This is a genomic window from Streptomyces sp. NPDC058092 (assembly GCF_042884935.1).
Taxonomy (GTDB): Bacteria; Actinomycetota; Actinomycetes; order Streptomycetales; family Streptomycetaceae; genus Streptomyces.
The window spans coordinates 1-26,725 of record NZ_JBHVSY010000017.1; the positions used below are offsets into that span (position 1 = coordinate 1).

At 70.5% G+C, this 26,725-nt stretch carries 30 protein-coding genes and 3 tRNA genes; 24 read left to right on the forward strand and 9 right to left on the reverse strand.

Going from position 1 to position 26,725, the window contains the following annotated elements:
- Nucleotides 1-100: 100 nt before the first annotated feature.
- Together ACFVV1_RS25615 and ACFVV1_RS25620 are read right to left on the reverse strand one after the other, a co-directional pair.
- Nucleotides 101-1,456, reverse strand: coding sequence for a sensor histidine kinase (locus tag ACFVV1_RS25615; RefSeq protein WP_389993420.1), 1,356 nt, complete (start codon nt 1,454-1,456; stop codon nt 101-103).
- A gap of 229 nt (nt 1,457-1,685) precedes the next feature.
- Nucleotides 1,686-2,882 carry a sensor histidine kinase gene (locus tag ACFVV1_RS25620; protein WP_389993423.1) on the reverse strand — a complete coding sequence of 399 codons (1,197 nt, stop codon included), beginning with the start codon at nt 2,880-2,882 and terminating at the stop codon, nt 1,686-1,688.
- A 183-nt stretch (nt 2,883-3,065) separates the two neighbouring features.
- On the opposite strand from ACFVV1_RS25620, the gene ACFVV1_RS25625 reads away from it, so the two are divergent.
- The 12 genes from ACFVV1_RS25625 to htpX all read left to right on the forward strand — a co-directional run bounded on the left by ACFVV1_RS25625 (nt 3,066) and on the right by htpX (nt 14,671).
- Entirely contained in the window at nt 3,066-3,467 is a 402-nt protein-coding gene (locus ACFVV1_RS25625) for an NADH-quinone oxidoreductase subunit A (RefSeq protein ID WP_189544080.1), read from the forward strand.
- Nucleotides 3,458-4,144, forward strand: a complete 687-nt coding sequence (locus ACFVV1_RS25630; RefSeq protein WP_389993426.1) for an NADH-quinone oxidoreductase subunit B — start codon at nt 3,458-3,460, stop codon at nt 4,142-4,144. The genes ACFVV1_RS25625 and ACFVV1_RS25630 overlap by 10 nt, the downstream gene beginning before the upstream one ends.
- Nucleotides 4,128-5,231, forward strand: coding sequence for an NADH-quinone oxidoreductase subunit C (locus ACFVV1_RS25635; protein ID WP_389993429.1), 1,104 nt, complete (start codon nt 4,128-4,130; stop codon nt 5,229-5,231). Before ACFVV1_RS25630 ends, ACFVV1_RS25635 begins: the two co-directional genes overlap by 17 nt.
- A complete protein-coding gene (locus ACFVV1_RS25640) occupies nt 5,228-6,196 on the forward strand; it encodes an NADH-quinone oxidoreductase subunit H (protein WP_389993432.1) in 969 nt (322 codons plus the stop codon). Before ACFVV1_RS25635 ends, ACFVV1_RS25640 begins: the two co-directional genes overlap by 4 nt.
- Nucleotides 6,196-6,816, forward strand: a complete 621-nt coding sequence (locus ACFVV1_RS25645) for a NuoI/complex I 23 kDa subunit family protein (RefSeq protein WP_389993435.1) — start codon at nt 6,196-6,198, stop codon at nt 6,814-6,816. Before ACFVV1_RS25640 ends, ACFVV1_RS25645 begins: the two co-directional genes overlap by 1 nt.
- A complete protein-coding gene (locus tag ACFVV1_RS25650; protein ID WP_389993438.1) occupies nt 6,813-7,394 on the forward strand; it encodes an NADH-quinone oxidoreductase subunit J in 582 nt (193 codons plus the stop codon). The genes ACFVV1_RS25645 and ACFVV1_RS25650 overlap by 4 nt, the downstream gene beginning before the upstream one ends.
- Complete coding sequence (nuoK, locus tag ACFVV1_RS25655; protein ID WP_389993441.1) at nt 7,394-7,798, forward strand: NADH-quinone oxidoreductase subunit NuoK; 405 nt, start codon at nt 7,394-7,396, stop codon at nt 7,796-7,798. Before ACFVV1_RS25650 ends, nuoK begins: the two co-directional genes overlap by 1 nt.
- A complete protein-coding gene (locus ACFVV1_RS25660) occupies nt 7,795-9,795 on the forward strand; it encodes an NADH-quinone oxidoreductase subunit L (RefSeq protein ID WP_389993444.1) in 2,001 nt (666 codons plus the stop codon). The genes nuoK and ACFVV1_RS25660 overlap by 4 nt, the downstream gene beginning before the upstream one ends.
- 27 nt (nt 9,796-9,822) lie before the next feature.
- Nucleotides 9,823-11,397 (forward strand): NuoM family protein, encoded by a 1,575-nt coding sequence (locus ACFVV1_RS25665; protein ID WP_389993803.1) that lies wholly within the window; start codon nt 9,823-9,825, stop codon nt 11,395-11,397.
- Nucleotides 11,394-12,998 (forward strand): NADH-quinone oxidoreductase subunit N, encoded by a 1,605-nt coding sequence (locus ACFVV1_RS25670; RefSeq protein ID WP_389993447.1) that lies wholly within the window; start codon nt 11,394-11,396, stop codon nt 12,996-12,998. Before ACFVV1_RS25665 ends, ACFVV1_RS25670 begins: the two co-directional genes overlap by 4 nt.
- Nucleotides 12,999-13,095: 97 nt before the next feature.
- Nucleotides 13,096-13,554 (forward strand): large conductance mechanosensitive channel protein MscL, encoded by a 459-nt coding sequence (gene mscL / locus ACFVV1_RS25675; protein ID WP_389993449.1) that lies wholly within the window; start codon nt 13,096-13,098, stop codon nt 13,552-13,554.
- A gap of 253 nt (nt 13,555-13,807) precedes the next feature.
- The gene (htpX, locus tag ACFVV1_RS25680; protein ID WP_389993452.1) at nt 13,808-14,671 is read left to right on the forward strand and encodes a zinc metalloprotease HtpX; all 864 of its coding nucleotides are present in this window, start codon (nt 13,808-13,810) and stop codon (nt 14,669-14,671) included.
- A gap of 87 nt (nt 14,672-14,758) precedes the next feature.
- On the opposite strand, the gene ACFVV1_RS25685 is transcribed toward htpX, so the two are convergent.
- Both ACFVV1_RS25685 and ACFVV1_RS25690 read right to left on the reverse strand, forming a co-directional pair.
- Entirely contained in the window at nt 14,759-14,932 is a 174-nt protein-coding gene (locus ACFVV1_RS25685; RefSeq protein WP_389993455.1) for a hypothetical protein, read from the reverse strand.
- 433 nt (nt 14,933-15,365) lie between these two features.
- The gene (locus tag ACFVV1_RS25690; RefSeq protein WP_389993458.1) at nt 15,366-15,767 is read right to left on the reverse strand and encodes a YccF domain-containing protein; all 402 of its coding nucleotides are present in this window, start codon (nt 15,765-15,767) and stop codon (nt 15,366-15,368) included.
- A gap of 160 nt (nt 15,768-15,927) precedes the next feature.
- On the opposite strand from ACFVV1_RS25690, the gene ACFVV1_RS25695 reads away from it, so the two are divergent.
- Together ACFVV1_RS25695 and ACFVV1_RS25700 are read left to right on the forward strand one after the other, a co-directional pair.
- Nucleotides 15,928-16,485: an SMI1/KNR4 family protein gene (locus ACFVV1_RS25695; RefSeq protein WP_389993461.1), complete on the forward strand. Its 558-nt coding sequence runs from the start codon at nt 15,928-15,930 to the stop codon at nt 16,483-16,485.
- Between the two features lie 127 nt (nt 16,486-16,612).
- Entirely contained in the window at nt 16,613-16,885 is a 273-nt protein-coding gene (locus ACFVV1_RS25700) for a GlsB/YeaQ/YmgE family stress response membrane protein (protein WP_389993464.1), read from the forward strand.
- On the opposite strand, the gene ACFVV1_RS25705 is transcribed toward ACFVV1_RS25700, so the two are convergent.
- From ACFVV1_RS25705 to ACFVV1_RS25715, 3 genes are all read right to left on the reverse strand, one after another.
- Nucleotides 16,846-17,565, reverse strand: coding sequence for an alpha-ketoglutarate-dependent dioxygenase AlkB family protein (locus ACFVV1_RS25705; RefSeq protein ID WP_389993467.1), 720 nt, complete (start codon nt 17,563-17,565; stop codon nt 16,846-16,848). The two genes, ACFVV1_RS25700 and ACFVV1_RS25705, sit on opposite strands and share 40 nt — an antisense overlap.
- 1 nt (nt 17,566) lies before the next feature.
- The gene (locus ACFVV1_RS25710; protein WP_389993470.1) at nt 17,567-18,076 is read right to left on the reverse strand and encodes a methylated-DNA--[protein]-cysteine S-methyltransferase; all 510 of its coding nucleotides are present in this window, start codon (nt 18,074-18,076) and stop codon (nt 17,567-17,569) included.
- A gap of 180 nt (nt 18,077-18,256) precedes the next feature.
- Nucleotides 18,257-18,745: a YajQ family cyclic di-GMP-binding protein gene (locus ACFVV1_RS25715; protein ID WP_389993473.1), complete on the reverse strand. Its 489-nt coding sequence runs from the start codon at nt 18,743-18,745 to the stop codon at nt 18,257-18,259.
- Nucleotides 18,746-18,958: 213 nt separating this feature from the next.
- On the opposite strand from ACFVV1_RS25715, the gene ACFVV1_RS25720 reads away from it, so the two are divergent.
- Nucleotides 18,959-19,040, forward strand: a tRNA-Tyr gene (locus ACFVV1_RS25720).
- An 86-nt stretch (nt 19,041-19,126) separates the two neighbouring features.
- A complete protein-coding gene (locus ACFVV1_RS25725) occupies nt 19,127-19,576 on the forward strand; it encodes a DUF523 domain-containing protein (protein ID WP_389993475.1) in 450 nt (149 codons plus the stop codon).
- Between the two features lie 56 nt (nt 19,577-19,632).
- On the opposite strand, the gene ACFVV1_RS25730 is transcribed toward ACFVV1_RS25725, so the two are convergent.
- A complete protein-coding gene (locus tag ACFVV1_RS25730) occupies nt 19,633-20,289 on the reverse strand; it encodes an SDR family oxidoreductase (RefSeq protein WP_389993478.1) in 657 nt (218 codons plus the stop codon).
- A gap of 34 nt (nt 20,290-20,323) precedes the next feature.
- A complete protein-coding gene (locus ACFVV1_RS25735) occupies nt 20,324-21,622 on the reverse strand; it encodes an amidohydrolase family protein (RefSeq protein WP_389993481.1) in 1,299 nt (432 codons plus the stop codon).
- Nucleotides 21,623-21,967: 345 nt separating this feature from the next.
- Between ACFVV1_RS25735 and ACFVV1_RS25740 the strand changes: the two genes are divergently transcribed.
- The 8 genes from ACFVV1_RS25740 (at nt 21,968) to ACFVV1_RS25775 (ending at nt 26,720) form a co-directional block, all read left to right on the forward strand.
- A tRNA-Thr gene (locus tag ACFVV1_RS25740) sits at nt 21,968-22,040 on the forward strand.
- A gap of 45 nt (nt 22,041-22,085) precedes the next feature.
- Nucleotides 22,086-22,158, forward strand: a tRNA-Met gene (locus ACFVV1_RS25745).
- Between the two features lie 89 nt (nt 22,159-22,247).
- Nucleotides 22,248-22,412, forward strand: a complete 165-nt coding sequence (gene rpmG, locus ACFVV1_RS25750; RefSeq protein ID WP_003956487.1) for a 50S ribosomal protein L33 — start codon at nt 22,248-22,250, stop codon at nt 22,410-22,412.
- Nucleotides 22,413-22,516: 104 nt separating this feature from the next.
- Nucleotides 22,517-22,969 (forward strand): MaoC family dehydratase N-terminal domain-containing protein, encoded by a 453-nt coding sequence (locus ACFVV1_RS25755; RefSeq protein WP_384451985.1) that lies wholly within the window; start codon nt 22,517-22,519, stop codon nt 22,967-22,969.
- On the forward strand, nt 22,969-23,397 hold the full coding sequence (locus ACFVV1_RS25760) for a MaoC family dehydratase (protein WP_389993484.1): 429 nt from the start codon (nt 22,969-22,971) through the stop codon (nt 23,395-23,397). The genes ACFVV1_RS25755 and ACFVV1_RS25760 overlap by 1 nt, the downstream gene beginning before the upstream one ends.
- Before the next feature lie 130 nt (nt 23,398-23,527).
- Nucleotides 23,528-24,076, forward strand: a complete 549-nt coding sequence (locus ACFVV1_RS25765; RefSeq protein WP_389993805.1) for a TetR/AcrR family transcriptional regulator — start codon at nt 23,528-23,530, stop codon at nt 24,074-24,076.
- 75 nt (nt 24,077-24,151) lie between these two features.
- Nucleotides 24,152-25,594, forward strand: a complete 1,443-nt coding sequence (locus ACFVV1_RS25770; protein WP_389993487.1) for an MFS transporter — start codon at nt 24,152-24,154, stop codon at nt 25,592-25,594.
- Between the two features lie 70 nt (nt 25,595-25,664).
- Nucleotides 25,665-26,720, forward strand: coding sequence for a UDP-N-acetylmuramate dehydrogenase (locus tag ACFVV1_RS25775; RefSeq protein ID WP_389993490.1), 1,056 nt, complete (start codon nt 25,665-25,667; stop codon nt 26,718-26,720).
- Nucleotides 26,721-26,725: the final 5 nt, after the last annotated feature.

The window sequence follows — 26,725 nt, forward strand, 5'->3', positions numbered from 1 at the left end:
GTACCGGCTCGATTTCGAGCCGGTACGGCGGCCGGGGACAGAAGGGACCTGAAGGGGCCGTGGACCCGGGGGTTCCGGTCACGGCACCGGACGGGAGCGCTCAGCCGCGCCACGGCAGCTCGGCCGTGATCCGCGTCGGACCGCCCTGCGGGGAATCCACGACGAGGACGCCGTCCACCGCGTCCAGCCGCTCGGTCAGCCCGGCCAGCCCGCTGCCCGACGACGCCTCGGCGCCGCCGCGGCCGTTGTCGGTGACCTGGAGCATCAGCCGGTTCGCGGTGCGCCACACATCGACCGACGCACGGGTCGCATGTGCGTGCTTGCTCACGTTCTGCAACAGCTCCGAGACCGTGAAGTACGCGATCCCCTCGATCGCCTGGGCGGGCCGGGACGCCAGGTCCACCTCGACCGTCACGGGGACGGTGCAGCGGGAGGCGATGGCGGAGAGTGCGGCGTCGAGTCCGCGGTCGGTGAGGACGGCGGGGTGGATGCCGCGGGCGAGGTCGCGGAGTTCCTGGAGGGCGACCTTGACCTCGCCGTGGGCCTCGTCGACCATGCGGGCCGCGGCCTCGGGGTCGTCGGTCAGCTTCTCCTTCGCCAGGCCCAGATCCATGGCGAGGGCGACGAGCCGGGCCTGTGCGCCGTCGTGCAGGTCGCGCTCGATGCGGCGCAGGTCGGCGGCGGCCGTGTCGACGACCACCCCGCGGTCCGACTCCAGCTCCGAGACGCGCGTCGCCAGCCGGGACGGCCCGAGCAGCCCCGCCACCATCAGCCGGTCCACGCCTGCCAGACCGCGGATGATCCACGGCGTGACGAGGACGAATATCAGGCCGCACACGCTGGTCGCAGCCAGGTCGAAGGGGGAGTTGAGGTAGACGTCATGGGTGCCGTCGCCGTACAGCTGAAGGCCGGTGACCCCCACGTACGTCGGGAAGATCCAGTGCCACAGGGGGTAGGTGAGGGCGGCCCACCCGTACGACCAGAACGTCAGCGAAACGACGAAGGCGAAGATCGCCCACGGGAGGTGCAGCAGCGCGTAGAGCAGATGCCGCCAGGACACTCCGCTCTTGAGGACCGCGCCCACCCAGGACAGCAGGCCGCCGGTCCTGCCGCGCACCGGCGCCGGGTCCGCCACGTCCAGTTTCAGCAGCCCGCGCGCCCGGGCCCGCTCCATCGCGCCGAAACCGCGGCACATGGCCAGCGCGCCGGCCAGGATCGGGACGCCGAGGAAGGTGATCAGCATGCCGACGCCCAGGGACGTCAGGGCGATCGAGAGGCTGAACAGGACCGCGCTGATCGGCAGGCTCAGCAGCAGATAGCCGAATTCGCGCCAGGTCCTGCCCTCGAAGGGCGCGCGGAGCGCGGCGGGGAAGAAGTGCTTCACCGGGGGATGGTCCCCGAAACCGGCTCCGGACCGCTGATGGTCCCGAGTGTCCGGTCCGTATGCCGTGGCCATGGGTGCTGTCCGTTTCGTCTCGGGGGAGCCGGTTCCTCCGGCGGTTTCGCGCGGGTCCGGGGGGCTCGGGGTTACGGGGCTTGGGGGTACGGGGTCGGGTTACGGGGCTTCGGCTGGTACATCAAGGGTGCTGGGCCGTGGGCCCGCGCACCATGAGGTCGGTATCCCTCTTCGACCGGGGGTTTTCCCCACCCCGCGAGGGGACCTGGGAGTGCTTGGCCTCCCGGGCCTACCCGACCCGGCCCTTGTCCCGGCCCTTGTCCCGGTCCCGCCAGGGCAGTTCCGCGGTGACGGTCGTGGGCCCGCCGACCGGCGAGTCGAGGACGAACAGCCCGTCGACGGCGCCCAGCCGTTCGGCCAGCCCGGCCATGCCCGTACCGCCGTCCATCCGGGCCCCGCCCCGCCCGTCGTCGGTGACCTGGATCAGCATCCGGTCCGCCGATCGCCACACCTCCACGGACGCCGAACGTGCCCCGCTGTGCTTGCTCACGTTCTGCAACAGCTCCGAGACCGTGAAGTACGCGATCCCCTCGATCGCCTCCGCCGGACGCGCCGGCAGATCCACCCCCACCGTCACGGGGACGGTGCAGCGGGAGGCGATGGCGGAGAGTGCGGCGTCGAGTCCGCGGTCGGTGAGGACGGCGGGGTGGATGCCGCGGGCGAGGTCGCGGAGTTCCTGGAGGGCGACCTTGACCTCGCCGTGGGCCTCGTCGACCATGCGGGCCGCGGCCTCGGGGTCGTCGGTCAGCTTCTCCTTCGCCAGACCGAGGCCCATGGCGAGGGCGACGAGCCGGGCCTGTGCGCCGTCGTGCAGGTCGCGCTCGATGCGGCGCAGGTCGGCGGCGGCCGTGTCGACGACCACCCCGCGGTCCGACTCCAGCTCGGCGATCCTGCGCTCCAGCTCGTCGGAGGGGGAGAGCAGCCCGCGCGCCATCGCCCGGTCGGCATGGGTGAGGAGCCGCGCGATATAGGGGAGCACCGGCCACAGCACGAAGAGGCTCACGAGCGTCACGGTGAAGGTGAGCACGCCCCAGGGCAGCCGGATGAAGGAGTACAGCGCCGCCCGCCAGCCCACCGGGTCCGTGAGACTCGACCACAGCCAGGGGAAGAAGCCCTGTGCCCCGCGGGACAGCACCATCGGACTGGGCTCGTCTATCCGCAGCCCGAGCATCGCCCGCGCCCGGCCCCGCTCGGCCCTGCCGATCAGCCGCGCCCCGTGCAGTCCGGCGGCGAGCAGGGGCAGACCGACCACCGTGACCGCGAGCCCCACGCCGATGCCGATCATGAAAATTGTGTAAACAAACCCGGCCACGGTCATGGGGAGGTTGGCCAGGAGGTAGCCGATCTCCTTCCACGTCCACCGGTCGAGGGCGAAACGGGCGGGCGGCGGACGGTCGTTGTCGGGCACCAGGGGGCTCATGGTCATACGCCCCAGCCTGCCGGGCGGGGTCTGCGCACGCCATAGGGCTCGTGGGTGGGGTGAAGTAGGGATAACCCCACCCGTAGCCCGACGCGGCTGCTTACCCTCTCTTTAACAGGGCTCTTCGGCAGGGCCTAGACTCCCCTGCGTACAGATCGTCGAACGGGTTTGAGGGAGCGAGGGGCGGACGTGGCGGACCTGCCGGAATCGACCGTTCTCGCGTCGGACTACTTCCACGGCTATTCCGTGGTCGGACTGCTCGCTGTGATCGGCGTGCTGTTCGTCGCCGTCGCCTTCGGGGCGGGCCGGCTGCTGCGGCCCGTGGTTCCCACGCCGGAGAAGCTCCTGACGTACGAGTGCGGCGTGGACCCGGTGGGTGAAGGATGGGCACATACCCAGGTCCGTTATTACGTCTATGCCTTCCTGTACGTGATCTTCGCCGTCGACTCGATCTTCCTGTTTCCGTGGGCGACCGTATTCGCCGCACCCGGATACGGGGCGACGACCCTGGTGGAGATGTTCATCTTCCTCGGTTTCCTGGCCGTAGGACTGCTCTACGCATGGAAGAAGGGCGTCCTCGAATGGACGTGACGAGCACGCCGCCCCCCGAGCACCGGCCCGCGACGCAGCCGGAGCAGGAGCCCGGGACGGGCTCCGAACCGCAGGCCGTTCCGACATTCCTGCCGGAGCCCAAGCGGCTCGGCGTCCTGTCGCGCCTGGCCCCCGAGCCGATGAAGGTGGTCCTGAACTGGGGCCGCCGCTACAGCCTCTGGGTCTTCAACTTCGGGCTCGCCTGCTGCGCCATCGAATTCATCGCCGCGTCCATGGCCCGGCACGACTTCATCCGGCTCGGCGTGATCCCGTTCGCCCCGGGCCCGCGCCAGGCCGACCTCATGATCGTCTCCGGCACGGTGACGGACAAGATGGCGCCGGCCGTGAAGCGGCTCTACGAGCAGATGCCCGAGCCCAAGTACGTCATCTCCTTCGGCGCCTGCTCCAACTGCGGGGGCCCCTACTGGGACTCGTACTCCGTGACGAAGGGCGTCGACCAGATCATTCCGGTCGATGTCTACGTACCCGGCTGCCCGCCCCGGCCCGAGGCGCTCCTCCAGGGCATCCTCAAGCTTCAGGAGAAGATCGCCCGCGAGTCGCTGGGCGAGCGGTACGCGACGGGCGGCGGCAGCCGTCCCTCCACGACCGCACTGCGCAGCGGCCTGGTCGCCGCCCCGCCTGCACCGGGGGAGGACCGCGATGACCAGCACCCCTGACGCCGCCGCCGACGGCTACGACCGCCTGCCGGATGCCGCCGCCGAGTTCTTCGGCGAGGAGGCGACGGCCGCGTACGCGTACGACCTGCTGACCGTCGACGTACCGGCCGCCTCCTGGACCGCCGCCCTCGAAACGGCCCGCGACCGGCTCGGCTGCACCTATTTCGACTGGCTGAGCGCGGTCGACGAACCGGGCACCGGCTTCCGGGTCTGCGCCCACGTCGCGGCCCTGGCCGAGGGCAGGGTCCGCCGTCTCCTGATCCGTACGACCGTTCCGCACGAGGCGGCCGTCCTTCCCACCGCCATCGACGTCTACGCGGGCGCCGCCTGGCACGAGCGCGAGACACACGAGATGTTCGGCATCGGCTTCGAGGGCCACCCGCATCTGGTGCCGCTGCTGCTGCCCGAGGGCTTCGAGGGTCATCCGTTGCGCAAGGACTTCGTGCTGGCGGCACGCGTCGCGAAGGCCTGGCCGGGTGCGAAGGAGCCGGGCGAGTCGGAGCACGGCGGCCCGAAGCGGCGCACGATGCTGCCGCCCGGCGTCCCCGACCCGAACGAATGGGGCCCCCTGAAGGGCCAGCTCCCGCCCGCCCCGTCCCGCCCGGCCCGCGCCGCACGCGCGGCGGGCGACCGCCCGGTACGCCGCACCCGCAGCGTGAGCGAGGGCTCGGCCGGCCAGCGGCAGGAGACAGCCGCACCGGCAGCCGGAGCCGAGACCACTTCCCCCGCACCCCCGCGCCGCACCCGCAGCGCCTCCCAGGGTTCGGCGAGCCGGCAGCGCGAGGAAACGAAGCCGGCAACGGGCGCCGGGGCCGGGTCGGCGGAGCCGACCCCGGGAAGCGCCGACGCGCCCTGGCACCACGCCCGCCCGGCCTTCGACACCGCCCCCGAACCGCCCTCGGGCCCAGGGACCGCGCAGCCGCAGGGCACGACGGAGGACAACCCGGACACCCCGAGCCGGCCCGGGACCCAGCCCTCGCCCCCCGCCGCACCCGAGCAGCCCGGGACCCAGCCCTCGCCCCCCGCCGCACCCGTGCAGCCCGAAACCGAAACCCCCGACCGCCCCGCCGGAGGCGATACCGCGTGAACGACGTACTCGACGTCGCCCTCCGGCTCGTCATCGTCTTCGCCGTGTTCATGGTCCTCCCCCTCGTCGTGGGACAGACCGAGCACAAGGTGATGGCCCACATGCAGGGCCGCCTCGGACCCATGTACGCGGGTGGCTTCCACGGCTGGGCCCAGCTCGTCGCCGACGGCGTGAAGTTCGCGCAGAAGGAAGACATCGTCCCGGCCGAGGCCGACCGCCGTATCTTCCAGCTCGCACCGGCCGTCGCGCTGCTCCCGTACCTCCTCGTGCTCGTCGCCATCCCGATCGGCCCCGGCGAGAGCGCGGTCGGCCAGGTCGTCGACGCGGGCATCTTCTTCGTGCTCGCCGTGATGGGCGTCGGCGTGCTCGGCTCGCTGATGGCGGGCTGGGCCTCCGCCAACAAGTTCTCCCTCCTCGGGGGCCTCCGTACCGCCGCCCAGCTGCTCGCGTACGAACTGCCGATGCTGCTCGCCGCCGCCTCCGTCGCGATGGCGGCCGGCACCGTCTCCCTCCCGGGCATCCTCGATGCCTTCGAGTGGTGGTGGCTGCCCTGGCAGATCGTCGGCGCCCTGGTCTTCTTCGTGGCCGGACTCGCCGAACTGCAGCGCCCGCCGTTCGACATGCCGATCGCCGACTCGGAGATCATCTTCGGCGCGTACACCGAGTACACCGGCCTCCGCTTCGCGCTGTTCCTGCTCGCCGAGTACGCGGGCATCGTCGTGCTGTGCGGACTGACCACCGTCCTCTTCCTCGGCGGCTGGCACGGCCCGTTCGGCGCCGACGGACTCGGCTGGGTCTGGACGCTCCTCAAGATCGCGGTCCTCGCCTTCGTCGTCATCTGGCTGCGCGTGAGCTATCCCCGGCTCCGCGAGGACCAGCTGCAGAAGCTCGCCTGGACCACGCTCATCCCGCTCGCTCTCGCGCAGATCGCGCTCACCGGCATCGTGAAGGTGGCGATCAACTGATGGCTGCGCCGCTCCCGCCCTCCCGGCCCCGCATCCCCGGCTCCGGTCTGGCCAAGGGCCTGGCCGTCACCCTGCGGACGATGACGAGGAAGACGGTCACCGCTCAGTACCCGGACGTCCAGCCCGAGCTCCCGCCCCGCTCCCGCGGCGTCATCGCACTGTTCGAGGAGAACTGCACGGTCTGCATGCTCTGCGCCCGTGAGTGCCCGGACTGGTGCATCTACATCGACTCCCACAAGGAGACGGTGCCCGCCGCCACTCCGGGCGGACGCGAGCGCAGCCGCAACGTCCTCGACCGCTTCGCGATCGACTTCTCGCTCTGCATGTACTGCGGTATCTGTATCGAGGTGTGTCCCTTCGACGCACTGTTCTGGTCGCCGGAGTTCGAGTACGCGGAGACGGACATCCTCGAACTCACCCATGAGCGCGACAAGCTCCGCGAATGGATGTGGACGGTGCCGGAACCGCCCGCGCTCGACCCCGGTGCCGAGGAGCCGAAGGAGATCGCCGCCGCCCGCAAGACGGCGGAGAAACTCGAAGCCCAGCGCGCCAAGGAGGCGCAGGAAGCCCAGCAGGCCCGAGCGACCCAGCAGGACCGGAAGGAAGAGGGGGAGGAGTGACACTCGCAGCCGCCGCAGCGCACTCCGCCCACGCAGCCCTCTCCGCCCACTCCGGCTTCCTCTCCCCGACCGGCATCGAGATCGCCTTCGTCCTCGTCGGCATCGCCACCCTCGGCGCGGCCCTCGTCACCGTCACGACCAAGCAGCTGGTGCATGCCGCCCTCTGGCTGGTCGTGGCGCTCGGTGGTCTCGCCGTCGAGTACCTCCTGCTCACCGCGGAGTTCATCGCCTGGGTGCAGGTACTGATCTACGTCGGTTCCGTGGTCGTCCTCCTTCTCTTCGGGCTGATGCTCACCAAGGCCCCCATCGGCCGCTCCCCGGACGCCGACTCGGGCAACCGCTGGGCGGCCCTCGGCGTGGCGGTCGCCGCCGCCGGCACGCTCGTCTGGGTCGTCGTCGACGCCTTCCGCGCCACCTGGATCGACCTGGACGGACCGGCCCAGGGCTCCACCGAGGTGACCGGCGCCTTCCTCTTCCGGCACTGGGTGCTGCCGTTCGAGGCGCTCTCCGTCCTGCTGCTCGCCGCGCTCGTCGGCGCGATCGTCCTGTCCCGCAAGCGCGGTAAGGAGCAGAGCTGATGCACCTCGCCTATCCCGCCGTGCTCGCCGCCCTCCTCTTCTGCACCGGGCTGTACGGAGTGCTCGCCCGCCGCAACGCGATCCTGGTCCTGATGTCCGTCGAGCTGATGCTCAACGCCGTCAACCTCAACCTGGTCGCCTTCGACGTCTGGCTCCGCGACGCCCTGCACTCCGGCCAGGCCCTCACCCTCTTCGTCATCGCCATCGCGGCGGCGGAGATCGGCATCGGTCTCGCCATCGTCCTCGCCGTCCACCGCAACCGCGGCAGCTCCGACGTCGACCGCCTGCGCGACACCGCCGAGACCGACGCCGCCGAAACCCTCCCCGGCGACGAGGCCGACGACACCGAAGACCAGGCCACTGCTCCGGCAGGGAAGGCAAAGAAGGCAGAGGCCACCACGTGACCACCACGACCCTCGCCGTCCTCGTCCCCCTCCTTCCGTTCCTGGGCGCCGCGGCCGGTCTCCTTCTCGGACGCCGCGCCCCCGGTTACGTACGCCCCCTCGCCGTACTGCCCACCCTCACCGCCTTCGTGCTCGCCGTCGTCGTCGCCTCGCGCCAGGGCGGCGGCCGGGCCATCGACGCCGCGACCCGGCTCACCCCCACCGGCTCGGTCCCGGTCGACCTCGCCCTGCACCTCGACGGCTTCGCGGTCCTCGTCGCCGTCCTGGTCGGGCTCGTCGCGACCTGTGTGCAGATCTACTCGACCGCCTATCTGCGCGACGACCCCCGCTACCCCTCGTACGCGGCCCTCGTCTCCCTCTTCACCTCCGCGATGCTCCTCGTCGTCTACTCCGGCGACCTGATGGTGCTCCTGGTCGGCTGGGAGATCATGGGCATCTGCTCGTACTTCCTCGTCGGCCACTACTGGGAGACGCCCGAAGCCCGCGCCGCCTCGCTCAAGGCCTTCCTGGTCACCAAGCTCGGCGACGTCCCCTTCCTGATCGGTCTGTTCGCACTCGCCGCCGACACCGGCTCGTTCCGCATCACCCGCATCCTGGGCGCCGTCGCGAACGGCGGACTGGACCACCCCACCCTCATCGCCCTGCTGCTCCTCGCGGGTGTCGCGGGCAAGTCCGCGCAGTTCCCCCTGCACACCTGGCTGCCCGACGCGATGGCCGGCCCCACCCCCGTCTCCGCGCTGATCCACGCCGCGACGATGGTCGCCGCCGGCATCTACTTCGTGGCCCGGCTCCTCCCCGTCTTCGCCCAGTCCGGCGCCGCCCTCGTCGTCCTCGCCGTGATGGCCGCGGTCACGATGATCGGCTCGGGACTCGCCGCCCTCGCCCAGGACGACATCAAACGCGTCCTCGCCTACTCGACGATCGGCCAGCTCGGCTACATGTCCGGCGCCCTGGCCGTCGGCGACCGCGGTGCCGCCGTCTTCCACCTCCTCTCCCACGGAGCGTTCAAGGCCGTCCTCTTCCTCGCGGCGGGCGTCGTCATCCACGCCGCCGGGACCAACTCACTGGCCGCCATGTCCCGCATGGGCGGCCTGACGAAGCGCATCCCGGACGCCTACTGGACGATGACCGTCGGCCTCCTCGCGCTCGCCGCCATCCCGCCGTTCGCCGGCTTCTTCTCCAAGGAAGCCGTCCTCGTCGCCGCCGAGCACACCGCACTCGGGGAACGGCACGTCGCCCCGGCCGCCGCCGGCTGGACCGTCCTCGTCGCCGGACTGCTCGCCGCCGTCCTCACCGCCGCGTACGCCACCCGCCTGTGGCTCCTCGCCTTCCGGGGCCGCGGCGCCGAGGCCCCCGACCACGGCAGGCAGCCCGTCGCGATGACCACCGTCCTCTGGGTCCTCGCCGTCCCCACCATCGCCTTCGGACTGACCGTCGGCGCGATCACCGACTGGTTCGACGGCCACAGCCTCACCCCGTCCCTGACCACCGCCGTCCTCTCCACGGGCGTCGGCCTCGTCGGCGGCCTCGTCACCTACGGTGCCTGGCGCCACACCTCGGCGCTCGCCGCCCGCACCACCGTCGGCACCGTCGTCGCTCACCCCGACGCCGAACCCGCCCTCGTCGAGGCCCAGGCCATGTCGGCGCACACCGCCGCCTACGGCGCCTACGGGGACGCCCCCGACCCGGCCGACCCCGGCCGCCTGCTGCTCGGTCCGCTCCACCGCCACGCCGCCACGGGCTTCCACCTCGACGCCCTGTACACGACCCTGTTCGTCCGCCCCGTCCAGGCCGCGGCGAGCCTCGTCCGCTTCCTGGACCGCGAGGTCGTCGACACCTACGTACGCGGCTCCGGCACCGGCGCACGCTGGCTCGGCACCGCCGTCCGCCGCGCCCAGACCGGCAACGTGCAGACCTACCTCAGCGCACTGCTTGCCGGTTCCCTGGTCCTGGCGATCGCCGCCGTCGTCTTTGCCAACGTCAACGCCGGGTCGTGAGCCGTGATCGATATCAGTGAATCCGTGATGCAGTTCCTTCTCGCGTTCATCGTCGTCGTCCCGCTCATCGGCGCCGTGGCCGCTCTTCTGCCGGCCCCGCCCGGACTGAAGGGAACCAGCCCCGACCAGGCCGTGCTCCGCCACGGCGTGACCGTCACCGGAGCGGTCCTCGTCGCCGCGATCGTGCTGGCCGCCGGCTTCGACCACGACCACCCGTCGAAGATGCAGGCCACCACCGACATCAGCTGGATCCCGGCGCTCGACGTCCGCATCCATCTCGGCATCGACGGCATCTCGCTCCCCCTTCTCGTGCTGACCGCGCTGCTGACCTTCCTCTGCGCGCTCTACAGTTACTTCAAGCTGCAACATCAGCGGCTGACGCCGCGGGCTGAAGGCCCCTCCCCGAAGGCCTTCGTCGCACTCGTCCTCGTCCTGGAGTCCGGCACCCTCGCGACCTTCGCCGTCCTCGATCTGCTGCTGTTCTTCCTGGCGTTCGAGATGGTGCTCATCCCGATGTACTTCCTCATCGCCCGCTGGGGCGGTGCGCAGAAGCAGGCCGCTGCCTGGAAGTTCATCCTCTACACGCTGCTCGGCTCGGTGATCATGCTGCTGGGCCTGCTCCTCATCGGACTGAAGAGCGGCACCTTCGACATGGTGGCACTCGCCACTGACAACGGCCGAGGGCTCACCTCGTCCGTGCAGGTCATCGCGGTTCTGGCGATCGGCATCGGGCTCGCCGTGAAGACCCCGATGTGGCCGCTGCACAGCTGGCTCCCGGACGCCCACACCGCCGCCCCGACCGTCGGCTCGGTCCTGCTCGCGGGCGTCCTGCTGAAGATGGGTACGTACGGGTTCGTCCGCATCCTGCTGCCCATCACCCCCGACGGGATGCACACCTTCGCGCCCTACCTCGCCGCCTTCGCGGTCGTCGGCATCGTCTACGGATCGCTCGCCTGCCTGGCACTGGCCCGCCCCGGCTCCAAGGGCGACCTCAAGCGCCTGATCGCGTACTCCTCCGTCGGACACATGGGCTTCGTACTCCTCGGCATCGCGAGCATGACCCCCACCGGAGTCAACGGCGCGCTCTTCGCCAACATCGCCCACGGCCTCATCACTGGCCTGCTGTTCTTCCTGGTCGGCGCGGTCAAGGACCGGTACGGCACCGCCGACCTCGACACCCTCTCCGGCGCCACCGGAGCCGCGCTCTACGGCCGGGCACCCCGCCTCGGCGGCCTCCTCGCCTTCGCCGCCGTCGCCTCCCTCGGCCTGCCCGGGCTCGCCGGATTCTGGGGCGAGATGCTCGCCCTGTTCGGCTCCTTCGACCCCGCCGAAGGACTCAGCCGCCCCGCCTTCCGCACCTTCATGTCGATCGCCGCGTTCGGCACCCTGCTCACCGCCGCGTACATGCTGATCGTCGTACGCCGTGTCTGCATGGGTGAGAAGCGGGCGGAGCCGCAGCAGCTCGCCGATGTCCAGACGTACGAATTCGCCGCCTGGACCCCGCTCGTCGCCCTCACCGTCCTCGCCGGCCTGTGGCCCGCCGTCCTCCTCGGCCTCACCGACCCGGCCGTGCAGAAGCTCCTCGCAGGAGGCAAGTCGTGACCACAGCCGTCGTCACCCCGGGCGTCGTCACCACAGCGGCCGACAGCACCACCAGCCTCGTCCAGTCCATCGACTGGCTCGCGATCGCGCCCCCGGTCGTCGTCGCGGCCGTCGCTCTGGTCGTCCTGGTCGCCGACCTCTTCCTCCCCGCGGAGCGCAAGCCGCTCCTCGGCTGGGTCACCATGGCCGGACTCGTCGCCGCACTCGCCCTCCTCGTCCCACTGCGCGACGGCGACCACTCCACCTTCTGCCTCACCGCGGCAACCACCGGCACCGGTGCCCCCGGGGCCTGCAGCTACACCGCCGATCACTTCGCCCTCGTCATCCAGGCACTCGTACTCGGCGGCGCCCTGCTGACCGCCCTGCTCTCCCTCGGCGACATCCGCAGACTCCCCGCGGGCGAGTTCTGGTTCCTGCTGCTGTCCTCCGCGTCGGGCGCCGCGCTCCTGCCCGCCGCCCGCGACCTCGCCACCCTCGTCGTCGCCCTCGAAGTCGCCTCGCTGCCCGCCTTCGCCCTCGTCGGCATCAAGCGTGGCGACCGGCGGTCCTCCGAGGCCGCGCTGAAATTCTTCCTCTCCTCCGTCGTCGCCACCGCCGTCATGCTGCTCGGCGTCAGCTTCGTGTACGCGACCACCGGCACCCTGCACCTCACGGAGATCGCCGCCCGGCTCGACGACGTACCGGGCCGGCTCGACACCCTCGCCCAGGCGGGCGTCGTCCTCACCCTGGTCGGCTTCGCGTTCAAGACGGCCGCCGCGCCCTTCCACTTCTGGGTGCCCGACACCTACGTGGGTGCCCCCCTGCCGGTTGCCGCCTACCTCTCCGTCGTCGGCAAAGCGGTCGGCTTCTCCGGACTCATCCTCGTCACCGTGATCGCGTTCCCGGCGTACGCGGACGTCTGGGGGCCGGCCCTCGCCGTCCTCGCCGCGCTCACCATGACCATCGGCAACGTCGCCGCGCTGCGCCAGAGCGCCACCCGCGTCCGCAGCGCCGTACGCCTGCTCGCCTGGTCGTCCGTCGCCCAGGCCGGCTATCTCCTGGTGCCGATCGCCGCCGCCGCGTACTCCAGCGACGAGCACATCGGCTCGACGGTCGCGTACGCCCTCATGTACGCCGTCGTGAACCTCGGTGCCTTCGCGGTCGCCGCCCTCGTCGCCCGTACGAACCCCGGGAACCGGATCTCCGACTACCGCGGCCTGTACGCCACCCGCCCCCTCGCCGCCCTCGCGATGGCCTTCTTCCTGCTCTGCCTGGCCGGCCTGCCGCCCGGCATCGTCGGCCTCTTCGCCAAGGTCACGGTCTTCTCCGCGGCCGTCGACGCGGGACTCGGCTGGCTCGCGGTCGTCATGGCCGTAAACGTCGTGATCGCGCTCTACTACTACCTTCAGTGGACCGGGGTGCTCTTCCGCACCCCTGAAGAGGCCCCGGCCCAGGCCCCGGCGGAGGAGGCCGCACCCGCGGACGCGGCCGTACCCGGCTCCGTCAAGCACCGCGCCCCGACGCCCGTCACCCTCGCGATCGCTCTCACCGCCGTCGCCGGAATCGTCCTCTCCGGTGCTCCGCAGACGGTCCTCAGGTTCGCCGCCGTCAATCTCTTCTGACGTATCCAAGATCGGTTTGCCCGGAACGGTCCCCACAGGGCAAGGTCATGGCCGCACATCCCCACACACGCACCCAGGTCCCAGAGGAGCAAGAGCAGTGCTGAACGGGTTCAAGGACTTCATCCTGCGCGGAAACGTCATCTCCATGGCCATCGGGCTGGCCGTCGGAGCGGCGTTCACCGCAGTTGTCACCGGATTCAGCACCGCCTTCATCACCCCGCTGATCGGCCTCGCCACCGGCTCCGTCGGCGACTTCAGCTCGGCGGAGTTCTCGGTCGACGGCGCCATCTTCCCGTACGGGAAGTTCCTGGCCGCCGCCATCGCCTTCCTGATCACCGCGGCGGTGCTCTACTTCGGCGTCGTCGTCCCCATGACGAAGGTCCAGAGCCGCTTCTCCAAGGCGGAGGAGAAGGTCGACATCAAGGCCGCCCTGCGCGACTGCCCCCGCTGCTACACCGAGATCCCGGCCATCGCCTCCCGCTGCGCCCACTGCACCAGCGAGATCAAGCCGGACCCCGAGGCACTCGTACTCGCCGGTCTCCCAGCCCAGCGCTGAGCCGTCCGGCACGGATCGACACACGCACGGCCCCTCAGGGCCTGTCCGGCCCATCACGGCCGGACAGGCCCTGACCCGTTCGGTCCAGAGCCCGGCGCCGGGCCGAAAGCGCCGGACAGGCCCCGTCCCGCGGCCGCAGGCACAAGGGAACTAGCTCTCCTCGCCTGGCGTTGACCTGTACGGGAGGCTCCACTGAGGGAGTGGAGACCACCAAGCAAAGGGTTCCCCTGCCGCACCACTTGGAGGGCGTACCGTGCACCGCCGGCACAACGGGCTGAGAACCGCCGTACTCCTCGGGGGCCTGTCCGCACTCATCATCGTCATCGGAAGCTTCTTCGGGCGTACGGGCCTGATCGTCGCGCTCCTCGTAGCCGTCGGCACCAACGCCTACGCGTACTGGAACAGCGACAAGCTGGCGCTCCGGGCCATGCGCGCCCGCCCCGTCAGCGAATTCGAGGCGCCCCAGCTCTACCGCATGGTCCGCGAGCTCTCGACGGCCGCCCGCCAGCCCATGCCTCGGCTCTACATCTCCCCGACGCAGGCTCCCAACGCCTTCGCGACGGGCCGCAATCCGCGCAACGCGGCGGTCTGCTGCACAGAAGGCATCCTGCAGATCCTGGACGAGCGAGAGCTGCGCGGCGTCCTCGGCCACGAGCTGAGCCATGTCTACAACCGCGACATCCTGATCTCGTCCGTCGCCGGAGCGCTCGCCTCCGTCGTCATGTTCCTGGTCAACTTCGCCTGGCTGATTCCGGTGGGCCGGTCCAACGACGACGAGGGCCCAGGCATCCTGGGCATGCTGCTGATCATGATCCTCGGCCCGCTGGCCGCCTCCATCATCCAACTGGCCGTCAGCCGCTCCCGCGAATACCAGGCGGACGCCTCGGGCGCCCAGCTGACCGGCGACCCGCTGGCTCTCGCCAGCGCCCTGCGGAAGCTGGACGCAGGAACGAAACAGCTCCCGCTGCCCCCCGAACCGAGGATCGAGACCGCGAGCCACATGATGATCGCGAACCCCTTCCGCCCCGGCCAGGGAATGTCCAAGATGTTCTCGACGCACCCGCCGATGGCGGAGCGCATCGCCCGACTGGAACAGATGGCAGGTCATCGCCCGTGAGGACGGTCCGGGGAGCCGTGTGGAGAACATCCGCCTCCCGCTGGACCGATGTGAGCCGTCGCTCCGGCCGGGCCCGCCGCACAGGGCCTATGCGGCGTCCTTGCTCCGCGCCATCCACAGGCCGACTCCGGAGCCGATCGCGACGACCGCGCTCGCAACCCGGGCCAGGATCGACGTGGTGCCGGTGAGGTCCCCGAAGTTGGTGAAGTAGACGGCTGCGGCGCAAGCGGCTACGAACAGAATCCAGAGCAGGGCCTTCATGAGGGGGAGTCTCCTGTGCTGAGAAGTGACCGGCCGTCCTCGTGCGGAGCAGCCTCGTTTACGTGATCAAGTCTCCTCACGGCCCGGGCCGTGCGCAGCGGAGCCGTCCCCCGAATCGGGGGTGCAGCCCGCTCCACCCCGGACCGGTGCATGGCCGCCCGCCGAGGCCGTCGTGCTCCTGACCGGCTTCGACTCGGGCATACAGAACATCGATGCTGACGATCCGGGACTCGCCCGGGGCGAGATGCCTTACGACGTCTGCCTCACCGTTCTTCCCCCCTCTTCCGGGAGTTCCTGACGGAGCGGAACGAACTCGGCATCATCGGCATCAAGGGACTTGTGTCACGCCGCGAGGCCCAGTGCCAGGCCCCGCGGGCCCCTCATGATCCGAACGAGAGAGACCCTGTGCCCCGCCGGCGCGAGATCTTGGACGTCACCGGGCTCCGAACGCTTCGTCGGTCGTGACCACCTCTCGCCCCAGCGGCATGAGGGAGATGGGGATCATCTTCAGGTTCGCCCAGCCGAAGGGGATGCCGATGATCGACACGAACAGCGGGATGCTCGTGAGCAGGTGCCCCAGCGCGAGCCACCAGCCGGCGAAGACGAGCCAGATCACGTTGCCCACGCACGAGGGTGCCCCGGCGTCCGGCCGTTCCACGGTGGTCCGGCCGAAGGGCCACAGGACGAAGCCCGCGATCCTCAGGGAGGCGATGCCAAAGGGGATGGTCACAATGAGGATGAAACAGATGAGTGCCGCGACCGCGTAGCCGAGGGCCATCCAGAAGCCGCAGAACACCACCCACAGGATGTTGAGGATCAACTGAAGAGGCTTCATGATCTCTGCGCTCCGTCTCGCTCGTTCGCCGGCCCTGCTCAGTGCCAGTATCAGGCCCGGACGCCGAGAGCCGTAACCGGAGTGAAGCAGGAGGGGCGATCGCGGCCCCCGGATTCACGCGCCGACGGCGATTGTCAGTGCCGTCGTCCACCATGAACCCATGAACGACATCGAGCAGTTGCTGGCAGCCGCGGAGAAGTCCGTACACACCGCTCCGGGCCGGGAGAAGCAGCCCCTCCCCGCCCCGCTGCCCGCCGAGGCCGTCGAGCGGGCCGAAGCCGCCCTCGGCTTCACCCTGCCGCCGCTGCTCACCGCGCTGTACACCCGGATCGCCAACGGCGGCTTCGGACCGGAGTACGGCCTGATGCCGCTGATCGGCGACCGCGGCCCGAACGGGGAGGAGTCCGTCGTCGCGCAGTATCTCGCGCACCGCCGGGCCGCGACCGAGGAGGGCGGGTGGCCGTGGCCGGAGGGCGTACTGCCGATATGCAGCCTGGGGTGCGGGATGTACTCCTGCGTGGACTGCCGCAGTGAACACACCACGGTGCTGCTCTTCGAGCCGAACGCCGACGAGCCGGAGCGCGCCTGGTACGTGGATCAGCCCGACCTCGCCCAGTGGCTCCGCAGTTGGCTGGACGGCACCGCGTGGTACTGCGAGGAGTCCGAGGACGAAGGGGCCGAGATGGCACCCTGGCCGGATTTCAGCGCCCGCGTATGACCCATGGGCGAGCGGGGAACGGCCCGCCCGCCACCGCGAACCCCGGATCGCGGACCACGCACCGCAACCGCCCGACCGGCAGGAACGTCTTGGATTCCAGGAACGAGTGACGGGTAGGTTCGCACGCATGAGCATTATTGGTTGGATCATTCTCGGACTGCTTGCCGGCGCCATCGCCAAGGTCCTGCTCCCGGGCCGCGACCCGGGCGGCCTGGTCGGCACCACCCTCATCGGGGTCATCGGTGCCTTCCTCGGCGGCTGGATATCGTCGCGCTTCCTCGACCGCCCCATCTCCAACGACTTCTACGACACGGCCACTTGGGTCGCGGCCATCGGCGGTTCGCTGGTCCTGCTGATCGCCTACCGGCTGCTCTTCGGAAACTCCCGCGAACGTCGCTGACGAACGTCAGCGCCCGGGCCCGGCGCGTCCAGCCCGGTCTCGCGCAGGGTCAGATTGAGCCGGCCACGACTCATGCCTGTGGCCGGATCCGCCGTCCCCGGGCAGATCTTCGGCACACCGTGGAACGCGAAGCGCGAAGGCCCGCCGAAGACGAACAGGTCGCCGGAGGCCAACTCCACATCCGTGTACGGCTTTCCGCGGTGCTCCGTGTTCCCGAAGCGGAAGACGCAGGTGTCACCGATGCTGATCGACACCACCGGAGCACCGGACCGCTCCTCCTTGTCCTGGTGCATGCCCATCCGTGCGGCGTCGTCGTAGAAGTTGATGAGGGCGGTGTCCGGCGCATACGTCCGGACCGCACCCTCGTCCCCGTACGTGTCGGCCAGCGCCTCCCGTCCCAGATACGCCAGCCAGCCGGGGAATTCGGCGACCCGGGCACCGTTCACATCGTCGGCCGTACGCGAGTACCGGTACGGCTGCCAGTGCCACCCCAGGCATACCGTCCGTACGGACATCACCCCGCCGCCCGGCAGTACCGTGTGCCGCAGCGGCACGGGCCCCCGCGCCCATTCCCGGCAGGCGGCCACCAACTCCCGTTGGCGCTCCGGCGGCAGCCACTCGGGCACGTGCACGGCCCCCGGCGCGACGACGGCCCGCGGCCTCGGAAAGAGCCCGGACATGTCAGCGCACCGCCAGGGCGCCTTCCAGCCCCAGAAGCTGTTCCTTGCGCTCCAGGCCACCCGCGTAACCCCGCAGGGCCCCGTCCGCGCCGATCACCCGGTGGCACGGCCGCACGACCAGCAGCGGATTGCGCCCGATCGCCGTCCCCACGGCCCGCACGCCGGCCCCGGGCGCACCGATCCGTTCGGCGATCTGCCCGTACGAGACCGTCTTCCCGTACGGGACGGTGTCCAGAGCCGCCCAGACCCGGCGCTGGAAGTCGGTGCCCCGGTCGTCCGCGTACACGATGTCGAAACGGGTCAGCCGCCCCTCGAAGTACTCCCGCAGCTGTGCGGCGATGCCCGTGAAGGCCTCCGGCGCGTGGGTCCACCCGTCCTGGACGACCGCGGCGCCCTTCTGGCCAGGCAGCGAGAGCGAGGCGAGCGCGACCCCGCCGGCCGCGCCGGAGGCTGCCTTGCCGACCAGCAGCAGTTCACCCAGCGGGCTGTCGACCGTTGCGTACATGGTCATGACTGGTCCCTCTCCTTGCCCGTCCTGCCGGAAATCGACGGGATCGTCGTCCGGCACGGACAAGTCTGCGCCCCCCATGCCGCCGCGACCGGCGGTATTCGGACATCGCATCCGGGCCTTGCGCCTCCCGCGCCGCACCCGAAAGGCGCGCGGCCGGGAGGCACAGGACCCGCCGGGGACCTACCGGTAGTTCACGAACTGCACGGCGAAGTCGAAGTCCTTGCCCTTCAGCAACGCCTGCACGGCCTGCAGATCGTCGCGGCTCTTCGAGCTGACCCGCAGCTCATCGCCCTGGACCTGCGCCTTGGCGCCCTTCGGACCCTCATCGCGAATGATCTTCGCCACCTTCTTGGCGTTCTCCTGGGAGATGCCTTCCTCGATCGTGGCGAAGATCTTGTACTCCTTGCCGGACAGCTGCGGCTCGCCCGCGTCCAGCGACTTCAGCGAGATGCCGCGCTTGATCAGCTTGGACTGGAAGATGTCGAGGATCGCCTTGACCCGCTCCTCGCCGTTCGCCTCCATCAGGATCTTCTCGCCGGACCAGGAGATCGAGGCGCCGGTGCCCTTGAAGTCGTAACGCTGCGAGATTTCCTTGGCGGCCTGGTTGAGGGCGTTGTCGACCTCCTGCCGCTCGACCTTCGAGACGATGTCGAAACTGGAGTCGGCCATGACGTGTGGCTCCTTGTATCGGGGTGCTGGGAAACGGGGTGCATACGGGCGGTCGCGGGCCTGTCGGCGCCGCGCCGCCGGTCAAAGCCTAGCCACCCACGCCGGATCGGGCCGCTGATCAATCCAGTGGCGTAGCACCCCCGGGCATCGGGTATCGTTTAGGTCGTTGCCACGGAGCACCGCCGAAAATCGGTTCTCACGGCAACAATCCCTGGCGGTGTGCCCGAGTGGCCAAAGGGAGCAGACTGTAAATCTGCCGGCTCAGCCTACCCAGGTTCGAACCCTGGCGCCGCCACATGGTAAGGCCCCTGTCCTAGGACAGGGGCCTTCTTTGTTTCTGCTGCGGTTTGTGCTGCGGTTTCGACTGCGAGGGTCGTGAACATGGAACCTGTGCTGGTCAGCGCCTGTCTGCACGGTGTGCCCTGCCGCTTCGACGGCCGCGGCAAGGCCTCCGCCGCAGTGGCCGAGGCTGTCGGAGACCGCCGCCCCGTCGCCTTCTGTCCCGAGGTGGCCGCCGGACTGCCCATCCCTCGTCGTCCCGCCGAGATCGTCGGCGGCGACGGCCACGACGTGCTGGACGGCCGCGCCCGCGTCGTCGACGACACCGGGCACGACGTGACGGAGGAGTTCGTGGACGGCGCCCGGCGAGCGCTGGATGCCGCGCGAGGGGCCGGGTGCACAGAGGCGCTGCTGATGCCACGCAGCCCTTCCTGCGGGCGCGGCACGGTCTATGACGGTACTTTCACGGGCGAGCTCCGCGAGGGCGACGGCGTCACCGCCGCCCTGCTGGAACGCCACGGCATCACGGTCCGCCCGGCACCGCGCGGCTGACCAGGGGCGGCGGCCCCTTGCCGTGACCGCCGGGGGACCGCCCCGCCGGGAACGGCTCAGTTCCCCGCCACGTCCTTCACGGCGACCGACACCGGCACGTTCCCCGAGATGAGCTCCAGCGTCAGCCCCGCCGTCGCCGGGGTCTCCAGCAGCTCCAGCAGCGCCGCCGCCACATCGTCGCGCGGCACCGGTCCGCGGCCGGTCGAGGCGGCCAGGAGGACCGTCCCCGTACCCGCGTCGTTCGTCAGCATCCCGGGGCGCAGAATCGTCCAGTCGAGTGCGGTCCTGGAGCGCACGTACGCGTCCGCGGCGCCCTTCGCCCGCAGGTACGCGTCGAAGGTGTCGTCTCCAGGGTGATCGGGGCCGGCGCCCATCGACGACACCACGACATAGCGCCGTACCCCCGCCCGTTCGGCCGCGTCGGCGAACAGCACCGCCGCGCCGCGATCCACCGTCTCCTTGCGTGCCGAGCCGCTGTTCGGGCCCGCACCGGCCGCGAAGACCGCCGCGTCGGCGCCGCGCAGCACCTCCGCCACCTGCTCCACGGAGGCCGATTCGAGATCCAGGACGACCGGTTCGGCGCCCGCCGCCCGGAGATCCTCGCTCTGTTCCGGATTTCGGATGACACCCACGGCCTCGTACCCGCGCGCGGCGAGCAGCCGCTCCAGCCGCAGCGCGATCTGACCATGTCCACCTGCGATGACAATGCGCATGGTCACGACGGTACGCCGCGACGGGCCGCCGCGCTCAAGGCCCGCCGCAGGGATCGGAATCCGGCCGTCCCTGGCGGGGCAGGCCGAGGGCCCAGACGGTCTCCGAGTCGCAGTACTCGCGCACCGCGCTCGTCCGCGCCACCACCCGGCCGCGATGCACCACGATCCGGCTGTAGGCGAGCGACAGCACGCCCGAGAGCTGCTCCCCGCGTACGGCGAGCAACTCGGCCGGGAAGCCTGCCTCGACCCGGATCCCGGGCAGTCCCATCGCCTTCCGTGCGACCGAGGACACCGCCTCGTACGCCTCGTCGGCGCGCATCCCGCTCTGCGAGGCAAGCAGGTAGGCGGCCTCCAGCGGATCCCCGCGCCCCACCGGGTTCGCGATGTCCCGCAGCGCCCCGCTGCCCGCCGCGATCCGCACACCGGCCGCACGCAGCAGCCGTACGGGGGCGGTGCCCCGGGCTTCCATCCCGCAACAGCCGCCCTGGGGCAGGCAGATGACCGTCACCCCGGCCGCGGCGAGCTGGTCGGCGGCCCGGGCCGCGGCCTGGGAGGGGAGCAGGGAGAGGCCGGCGCACGGGCCGACGGAGACGCCGGGCCGCAGCCCGCCGGCCATGGCGGCCAGCCGGCCGAGCCGGGCCGGATCGGCGCCGTCCGTGTGCAGATCGACGGGACAGCCCTGTTCGGCGGCGATCTCCAGGACGGCTTCCGCGTACCCCGCCGGGTCCGGGTCGAGGTCGGGACAGCCGCCGACCGCGCCGGCCCCCATCTTCACCGCGTCACGGAGCATGGCCAGGTTGTCGACGCCCGCGACGCCGGTGAGCAGGCCGGGTACGGCGACCGGGGTCAGTTCGACGAGTCCGCGCAGCGAACCGCGTGCCTGCAGCACGGCTTCGAGGGAGGCGAGGCCCTGGACGGAGCCGATCCGCACGTGCGCGCGCAGTGCGGTGGCGCCGTGGCCGAGCTGCAGCAGGGCGGCCTCGGTGGCGCGGCGCTGGACGTCCTCGGGGCGGTGCGACACGGGCCCCGGGGTGGTGTCGGGGCCCGTACCGTCGGCGGTGAGCGCGGTGTCGCTGTGGGCGTGGGGTTCGGCCGGGGCGGGGAGCAACAGATAGCCGCGCAGGTCCACCTGTGGGCCGGGGGCGGTCAGGCTGCCCGCGGTGCCGACGGCCTCGATGCGGCCGCCGCCGAGCCGTACGTCCACGATGCGGCCATCGGTGAGACGGGCGCCGCAGAGCACCAGGGCGCCGGTCTCGGCGGTGTCGTGGCTGCTGGTCGCATCGGCCGCGTCGGCGGCATGGTCGTCCGGCTGCCGCGGCTGGCTGTCGGGCATCGCGCTCCTGGGAAGGGGTACAAGATCACGCAGAGTGGGACGAGCCTAGGGGCGTGTTCCGCCCGGTTCGAGGAGGAGCGAAATAGTCGTACCGGTGTGGCCCTGAGAGGTATCCGGGGCACGGGTGTACGGCGGGGGCGCAGTGGCTCATGCGGCGGCCGAGGCGCTGACCAAGCTGCTGACGGTGGACGGGAAGGCCGCTGATGGGCGGGCCGGAGCGCGGCTGACGGGCGGGCGGAAGGCGGCTGATCAAGGGATCGGCGGGGCCTCGATCAAGGGCGCCGGATGGGGCTTCGAAACGGATTTGGGCGATCGGCGACCGACCGTGTAATGTCTTCATCGCTCGCCCCAATAGCTCAGTCGGTAGAGCGTCTCCATGGTAAGGAGAAGGTCTGCGGTTCGATTCCGCATTGGGGCTCTGGTGATCGGGAAACCCCGCTTCGGCGGGGGGACTCGTCATCAAAGCGGTGTAGCTCAGTCGGTAGAGCAAGCGGCTCATAATCGCTGTGTCACCGGTTCAAGTCCGGTCACCGCTACTTACGGTAGCCGATTGTGGGGTCGGTCCTTCGATCGGCTACTCTTTTTTGCGTTCATCCGTCCATCCGTCCGTCCAAGGAGCACTCACGTGGCTGCCACCGACGTCCGCCCGAAGATCACGCTGGCCTGCGTGGAGTGCAAGGAGCGGAACTACATCACCAAGAAGAACCGGCGCAACAACCCGGACCGTCTTGAGATGAAGAAGCACTGCCCGCGCTGCAACTCGCACACGGCGCACCGCGAAACGCGCTAGAAACAGGCTCGTACACGAGGCCGTCCCCACTGGGGGCGGCCTCGTGTCGTTGTATGGGGGCTGTTCTTCGGCCCTTTCATCTTTCACCAGGAGGTAGCGAGCTCATGGCGCTCGACCAGTCCTTCGTGGGGCGGTCCTATCCGCCCACCCCGCCGTACGAGGTCGGCCGGGAGAAGATCCGCGAGTTCGCCGAGGCGGTGGGCGACACCAATCCGGTGTACGTCGACCCCGAGGCAGCCAAGGCACTCGGCCACAGCGATGTGATCGCACCGCCGACGTTCGTCTTCTCGATCACCTTCAAGGCCGCCGGGCAGGTGGTGCAGGACCCGCAGCTGGGCCTGGACTACAGCCGCGTGGTGCACGGCGACCAGAAGTTCACCTATGTGCGTCCCGTGCGGGCGGGGGACCGGCTGACGGTCACGTCGACGATCGAGGGCATCAAGTCCCTGGCGGGCAATGACGTCCTGGACATCCGGGGCGAGGTCCACGACGAGTCCGGTGAGCATGTCGTGACCGCGTGGACGAAGCTGGTGGCGCGCGCCGCCGAGGAGGCGTGATGACGGCGAAGGTGGCGTACGAGTCGGTCGAGGTCGGTACGGAGCTGCCGGCACAGTCCTTCCCGGTGACCCGGGCGGCGCTGGTGCAGTACGCGGGCGCTTCCGGTGACTTCAATCCGATCCACTGGAACGAGAAGTTCGCCCGCGAGGTCGGACTGCCGGACGTGATCGCGCACGGCATGTTCACCATGGCCGAGGCGATCCGGGTGGTCACGGACTGGGTCGGCGACCCGGGTGCGATCGTCGAGTACGGAGTGCGGTTCACCAAGCCGGTCGTCGTGCCCAACGACGACAAGGGCGCCCTGATCGAGGTCAGCGCCAAGGTGGCAGCCCTGCTGGACGACAATCAGGTGCGGGTGGACCTGACGGCCATGAGTGACGGCAAGAAGGTGCTGGGCATGTCCCGCGCCGTGGTGCGGCTCGGCTGAAGCCGTTGAGTGTGGCGTAAGGGGCACTGTCCATGGGGCGGTGCCCCTTACGCGTCCCTTGCGCATGCCCTTCCCGGCGCACCGGTTGACGAAGTTAGTGATTGAGTACTAACTTCATGGCATGGCAAGGATGAGTGCGGAAGAGCGGCGTGAGAGCGTCATTCGTGCGGCGATCACCGAGTTCGCCCGTGGCGGTTACGCCGCCACCTCCACCGAGGCGATCGCCAGGCGCGTCGGTGTCTCGCAGCCGTACCTGTTCCGCCTCTTCCCCAACAAGCAGGCCATGTTCCTCGCCGCCGCCGACCGCTGTCTCGCGGACACCCGGAAGGTCTTCTCCGATGCGGCCGAAGGGCTTGAGGGCGAAGAGGCGCTTCATGCCATGGCCACTGCGTATCAGCGTCTGATCGTCGACGATCCGGACAAGCTGCTCATGCAGATGCAGATGTACGCGGCCGTCGCGGCGGCCGAGGCCTCGGGGGATCACGAGTTCGGCGAGTCGGCTCGCGCCGGCTGGCTGCAGATGTGGGACCAGATCCATCCCGTGCTCGGCGCCGATGTCAATGAGACGACGACGTTCCTCGCGTACGCCATGCTCGTCAACACGCTGACCTCGCTCGGGTTCCCGGCCGGTCACAGGGTCTGGTCGGGGTTCTATGACTCGGCGAGGCCGATCGCCTGAACAGTGCGACCCGGGTTCTGCCCGGTTTTCTGCCCAGAGAAGTTAGTCATTGATAACTAACCCCCAGGGGGAGCAGTGAACCAGCACACGACAGGCCGCTCAGGAGCGGTCTGGGCCCTCGTCATCACCAGCGTCGCCGGATTCATGGCGGCCCTCGACAACCTCGTCGTCACCACCGCCCTGCCCTCCATCCGCAAGAGCCTCGGCGGCGAACTGGCGGAGCTCGAATGGACGGTGAACGCGTACACCCTCACCTTCGCCGTCCTGCTGATGCTCGGGGCCGCCCTCGGTGACCGGTTCGGCCGCCGCCGGCTCTTTCTCACCGGGCTCACCGTCTTCACCGGGGCCTCCGCCGCGGCCGCCCTCTCGCCCGGGATCAACGAACTGATCGCCTTCCGGGCCGTCCAGGGCGTGGGTGCGGCGATCATGATGCCGCTGACGCTCACGCTGCTCACGGCCGCCGTGCCGCCCGCACGCCGCGGTGCCGCGCTCGGCATCTTCGGCGCCGTCACCGGACTGGCCGTGGCCAGCGGACCGCTGATCGGCGGCAGCCTCACCGAGCACCTGTCCTGGCAGTGGATCTTCTGGCTGAACGTCCCGATCGGTCTGGTCCTGCTGCCGCTGGCGCGGCTGCGCCTGACGGAGTCGCACGCGCCGGACTCACGGCTCGACATCCCCGGCACACTCCTGGTCAGCGGCGGACTCTTCGGCATCGTCTACGGCCTGGTCAGCGCCAACTCCGACGGCTGGACCAGCCCCACCGTCCTCACGGCCCTGGTCGCCGGTGCCGCGCTCGTGGGCGGGTTCATCCACCACGGCTTCCACGCGAAGAACCCGATGCTGCCCATGCGCCTCTTCCGCAACCGCGCGTTCTTCGGGATCAACATGGCCGGCCTGCTGATGTTCCTCGGGATGTTCGGGTCGATCTTCCTGCTCAGCCAGTACTTCCAGGGCGCGCTGGGCTACTCGCCCACCGAGGCCGGCCTGCGGATGCTTCCCTGGACCGGAATGCCGATGCTGGTCGCACCCGTCGCGGGGACGCTCTCCGACCGCTTCGGCGGTCGCCCGGTGGTCGTGGCCGGGCTCGGCCTCCAGGCAGCCGGCCTCGCCCTCTTCGCGCTGGTCATCGGCCCCGACGCCTCGTACGCCTCGCAGCTGCCCGGTCTGATCGTGGGCGGCGTCGGCATGGCCATGTACTTCGCACCTGCCGCCAGCCTCGTGATGTCCAGCGTCCGCCCCGCCGAGCAGGGCATCGCCTCCGGCGCCAACAACGCCCTGCGCGAGGTCGGCGGAGCCCTCGGCGTCGCCGTGCTCGCCACGGTCTTCTCCTCGCAGGGCGGGTACGAATCCGCGCGGTCCTTCACGGACGGGACCGTTCCGGCGGTGTGGATAGGCGCCGGCGTGGTGGCGCTGGCCGCCCTGGTCGCCCTGCTCATCCCGGGCCGCCGCCACGCCTCGGGCCCGGCGCCGGAGACGGCGGACGAGACGGCGGAGGAGCGCCTGTCCGTCGCTGCCTGAGCCACGGCCCCGTGCGTACGGTCCGTGGCCCCGCCCGAGCGGCGGGACCACGGACCGTACTCTTGTCCCCGTGCAGGAACTCCACGACGCGCCCCTCGCCCCCCTGACCACCTTCCGGCTCGGCGGCCCCGCCGCCCGCCTCCTCACGGCGACGACCGACGCCGAGGTGATCGACGCCGTGCGCGAGGCCGACGAGAGCGGCACCCCGCTCCTCGTCATCGGCGGCGGCAGCAACCTCGTCATCGGCGACAAGGGCTTCGACGGCACCGCCCTGCGCATCGCGACCAAGGGCTTCGCGCTGGACGGTACGACGCTGGAACTGGCCGCCGGAGAGGTCTGGACGGACGCCGTCGCCCGCACCGCCGACGCCGGTCTCGCGGGCATCGAATGCCTGGCCGGAATCCCGGGCTCCGCCGGCGCGACGCCGATCCAGAACGTCGGCGCCTACGGTCAGGAGGTCTCCTCCGTCATCACGGAGGTCGTCGCCTACGACCGGTACGCCCGTGAAACGGTCACCGTCCCGAACGCCGCGTGCGCATTCTCGTACCGGCACAGTCGCTTCAAGGCTGAACCCGACCGCTTCGTGGTGCTGCGTGTCCGCTTCGAGCTGGAAGAAGCGGGCGGTTTGTCCGCGCCCCTGAAGTACCCCGAAACAGCCCGCGCCATGGGTGTCGAGCAGGGCGAGCGCGTGCCCGTCGCGGCCGCCCGCGAAACGGTGCTCAGGCTCCGCGCCGGCAAGGGCATGGTGCTGGACCCGGAGGACCACGACTCCTGGTCGGCCGGGTCCTTCTTCACCAATCCGATCCTGGAGGAGGCGGAGCACGAGGCGTTCCTCGCCCGCGCCAGGAACCGGCTCGGCCCCGATGTGACGCCCCCCGCCTGGCCGGCGGACGGGGGACGCACCAAGACCTCCGCGGCCTGGCTCATCGACAAGGCCGGTTTCACCAAGGGCTACGGCACAGGGCCTGCCCGCATCTCCACCAAGCACACCCTCGCGCTCACCAACCGCGGCGGCGCGACCACCGAGGACCTCCTCGCGCTCGCCCGTGAGGTCGTCGCAGGGGTGCACGAGGCATTCGGCGTCACGCTCGTCAACGAACCCGTGACGGTCGGCGTGAGCCTGTAGAAGGC

Bases quoted from the DNA above. Each gene is read 5' to 3' on its own strand.
- ACFVV1_RS25615 (WP_389993420.1), bottom strand. From the start codon at position 1,456: ATGGCCACGGCATACGGACCGGACACTCGGGACCATCAGCGGTCCGGA.
- ACFVV1_RS25620 (WP_389993423.1), bottom strand. From the start codon at position 2,882: ATGACCATGAGCCCCCTGGTGCCCGACAACGACCGTCCGCCGCCCGCC.
- ACFVV1_RS25630 (WP_389993426.1), top strand. From the start codon at position 3,458: ATGGACGTGACGAGCACGCCGCCCCCCGAGCACCGGCCCGCGACGCAG.
- ACFVV1_RS25635 (WP_389993429.1), top strand. From the start codon at position 4,128: ATGACCAGCACCCCTGACGCCGCCGCCGACGGCTACGACCGCCTGCCG.
- ACFVV1_RS25645 (WP_389993435.1), top strand. From the start codon at position 6,196: ATGGCTGCGCCGCTCCCGCCCTCCCGGCCCCGCATCCCCGGCTCCGGT.
- nuoK (WP_389993441.1), top strand. From the start codon at position 7,394: ATGCACCTCGCCTATCCCGCCGTGCTCGCCGCCCTCCTCTTCTGCACC.
- ACFVV1_RS25665 (WP_389993803.1), top strand. From the start codon at position 9,823: ATGCAGTTCCTTCTCGCGTTCATCGTCGTCGTCCCGCTCATCGGCGCC.
- ACFVV1_RS25685 (WP_389993455.1), bottom strand. From the start codon at position 14,932: ATGAAGGCCCTGCTCTGGATTCTGTTCGTAGCCGCTTGCGCCGCAGCC.
- ACFVV1_RS25690 (WP_389993458.1), bottom strand. From the start codon at position 15,767: ATGAAGCCTCTTCAGTTGATCCTCAACATCCTGTGGGTGGTGTTCTGC.
- ACFVV1_RS25695 (WP_389993461.1), top strand. From the start codon at position 15,928: ATGAACGACATCGAGCAGTTGCTGGCAGCCGCGGAGAAGTCCGTACAC.
- ACFVV1_RS25700 (WP_389993464.1), top strand. From the start codon at position 16,613: ATGAGCATTATTGGTTGGATCATTCTCGGACTGCTTGCCGGCGCCATC.
- ACFVV1_RS25705 (WP_389993467.1), bottom strand. From the start codon at position 17,565: ATGTCCGGGCTCTTTCCGAGGCCGCGGGCCGTCGTCGCGCCGGGGGCC.
- ACFVV1_RS25710 (WP_389993470.1), bottom strand. From the start codon at position 18,076: ATGACCATGTACGCAACGGTCGACAGCCCGCTGGGTGAACTGCTGCTG.
- ACFVV1_RS25715 (WP_389993473.1), bottom strand. From the start codon at position 18,745: ATGGCCGACTCCAGTTTCGACATCGTCTCGAAGGTCGAGCGGCAGGAG.
- ACFVV1_RS25725 (WP_389993475.1), top strand. From the start codon at position 19,127: ATGGAACCTGTGCTGGTCAGCGCCTGTCTGCACGGTGTGCCCTGCCGC.
- ACFVV1_RS25730 (WP_389993478.1), bottom strand. From the start codon at position 20,289: ATGCGCATTGTCATCGCAGGTGGACATGGTCAGATCGCGCTGCGGCTG.
- ACFVV1_RS25735 (WP_389993481.1), bottom strand. From the start codon at position 21,622: ATGCCCGACAGCCAGCCGCGGCAGCCGGACGACCATGCCGCCGACGCG.
- ACFVV1_RS25755 (WP_384451985.1), top strand. From the start codon at position 22,517: ATGGCGCTCGACCAGTCCTTCGTGGGGCGGTCCTATCCGCCCACCCCG.
- ACFVV1_RS25760 (WP_389993484.1), top strand. From the start codon at position 22,969: ATGACGGCGAAGGTGGCGTACGAGTCGGTCGAGGTCGGTACGGAGCTG.
- ACFVV1_RS25765 (WP_389993805.1), top strand. From the start codon at position 23,528: ATGAGTGCGGAAGAGCGGCGTGAGAGCGTCATTCGTGCGGCGATCACC.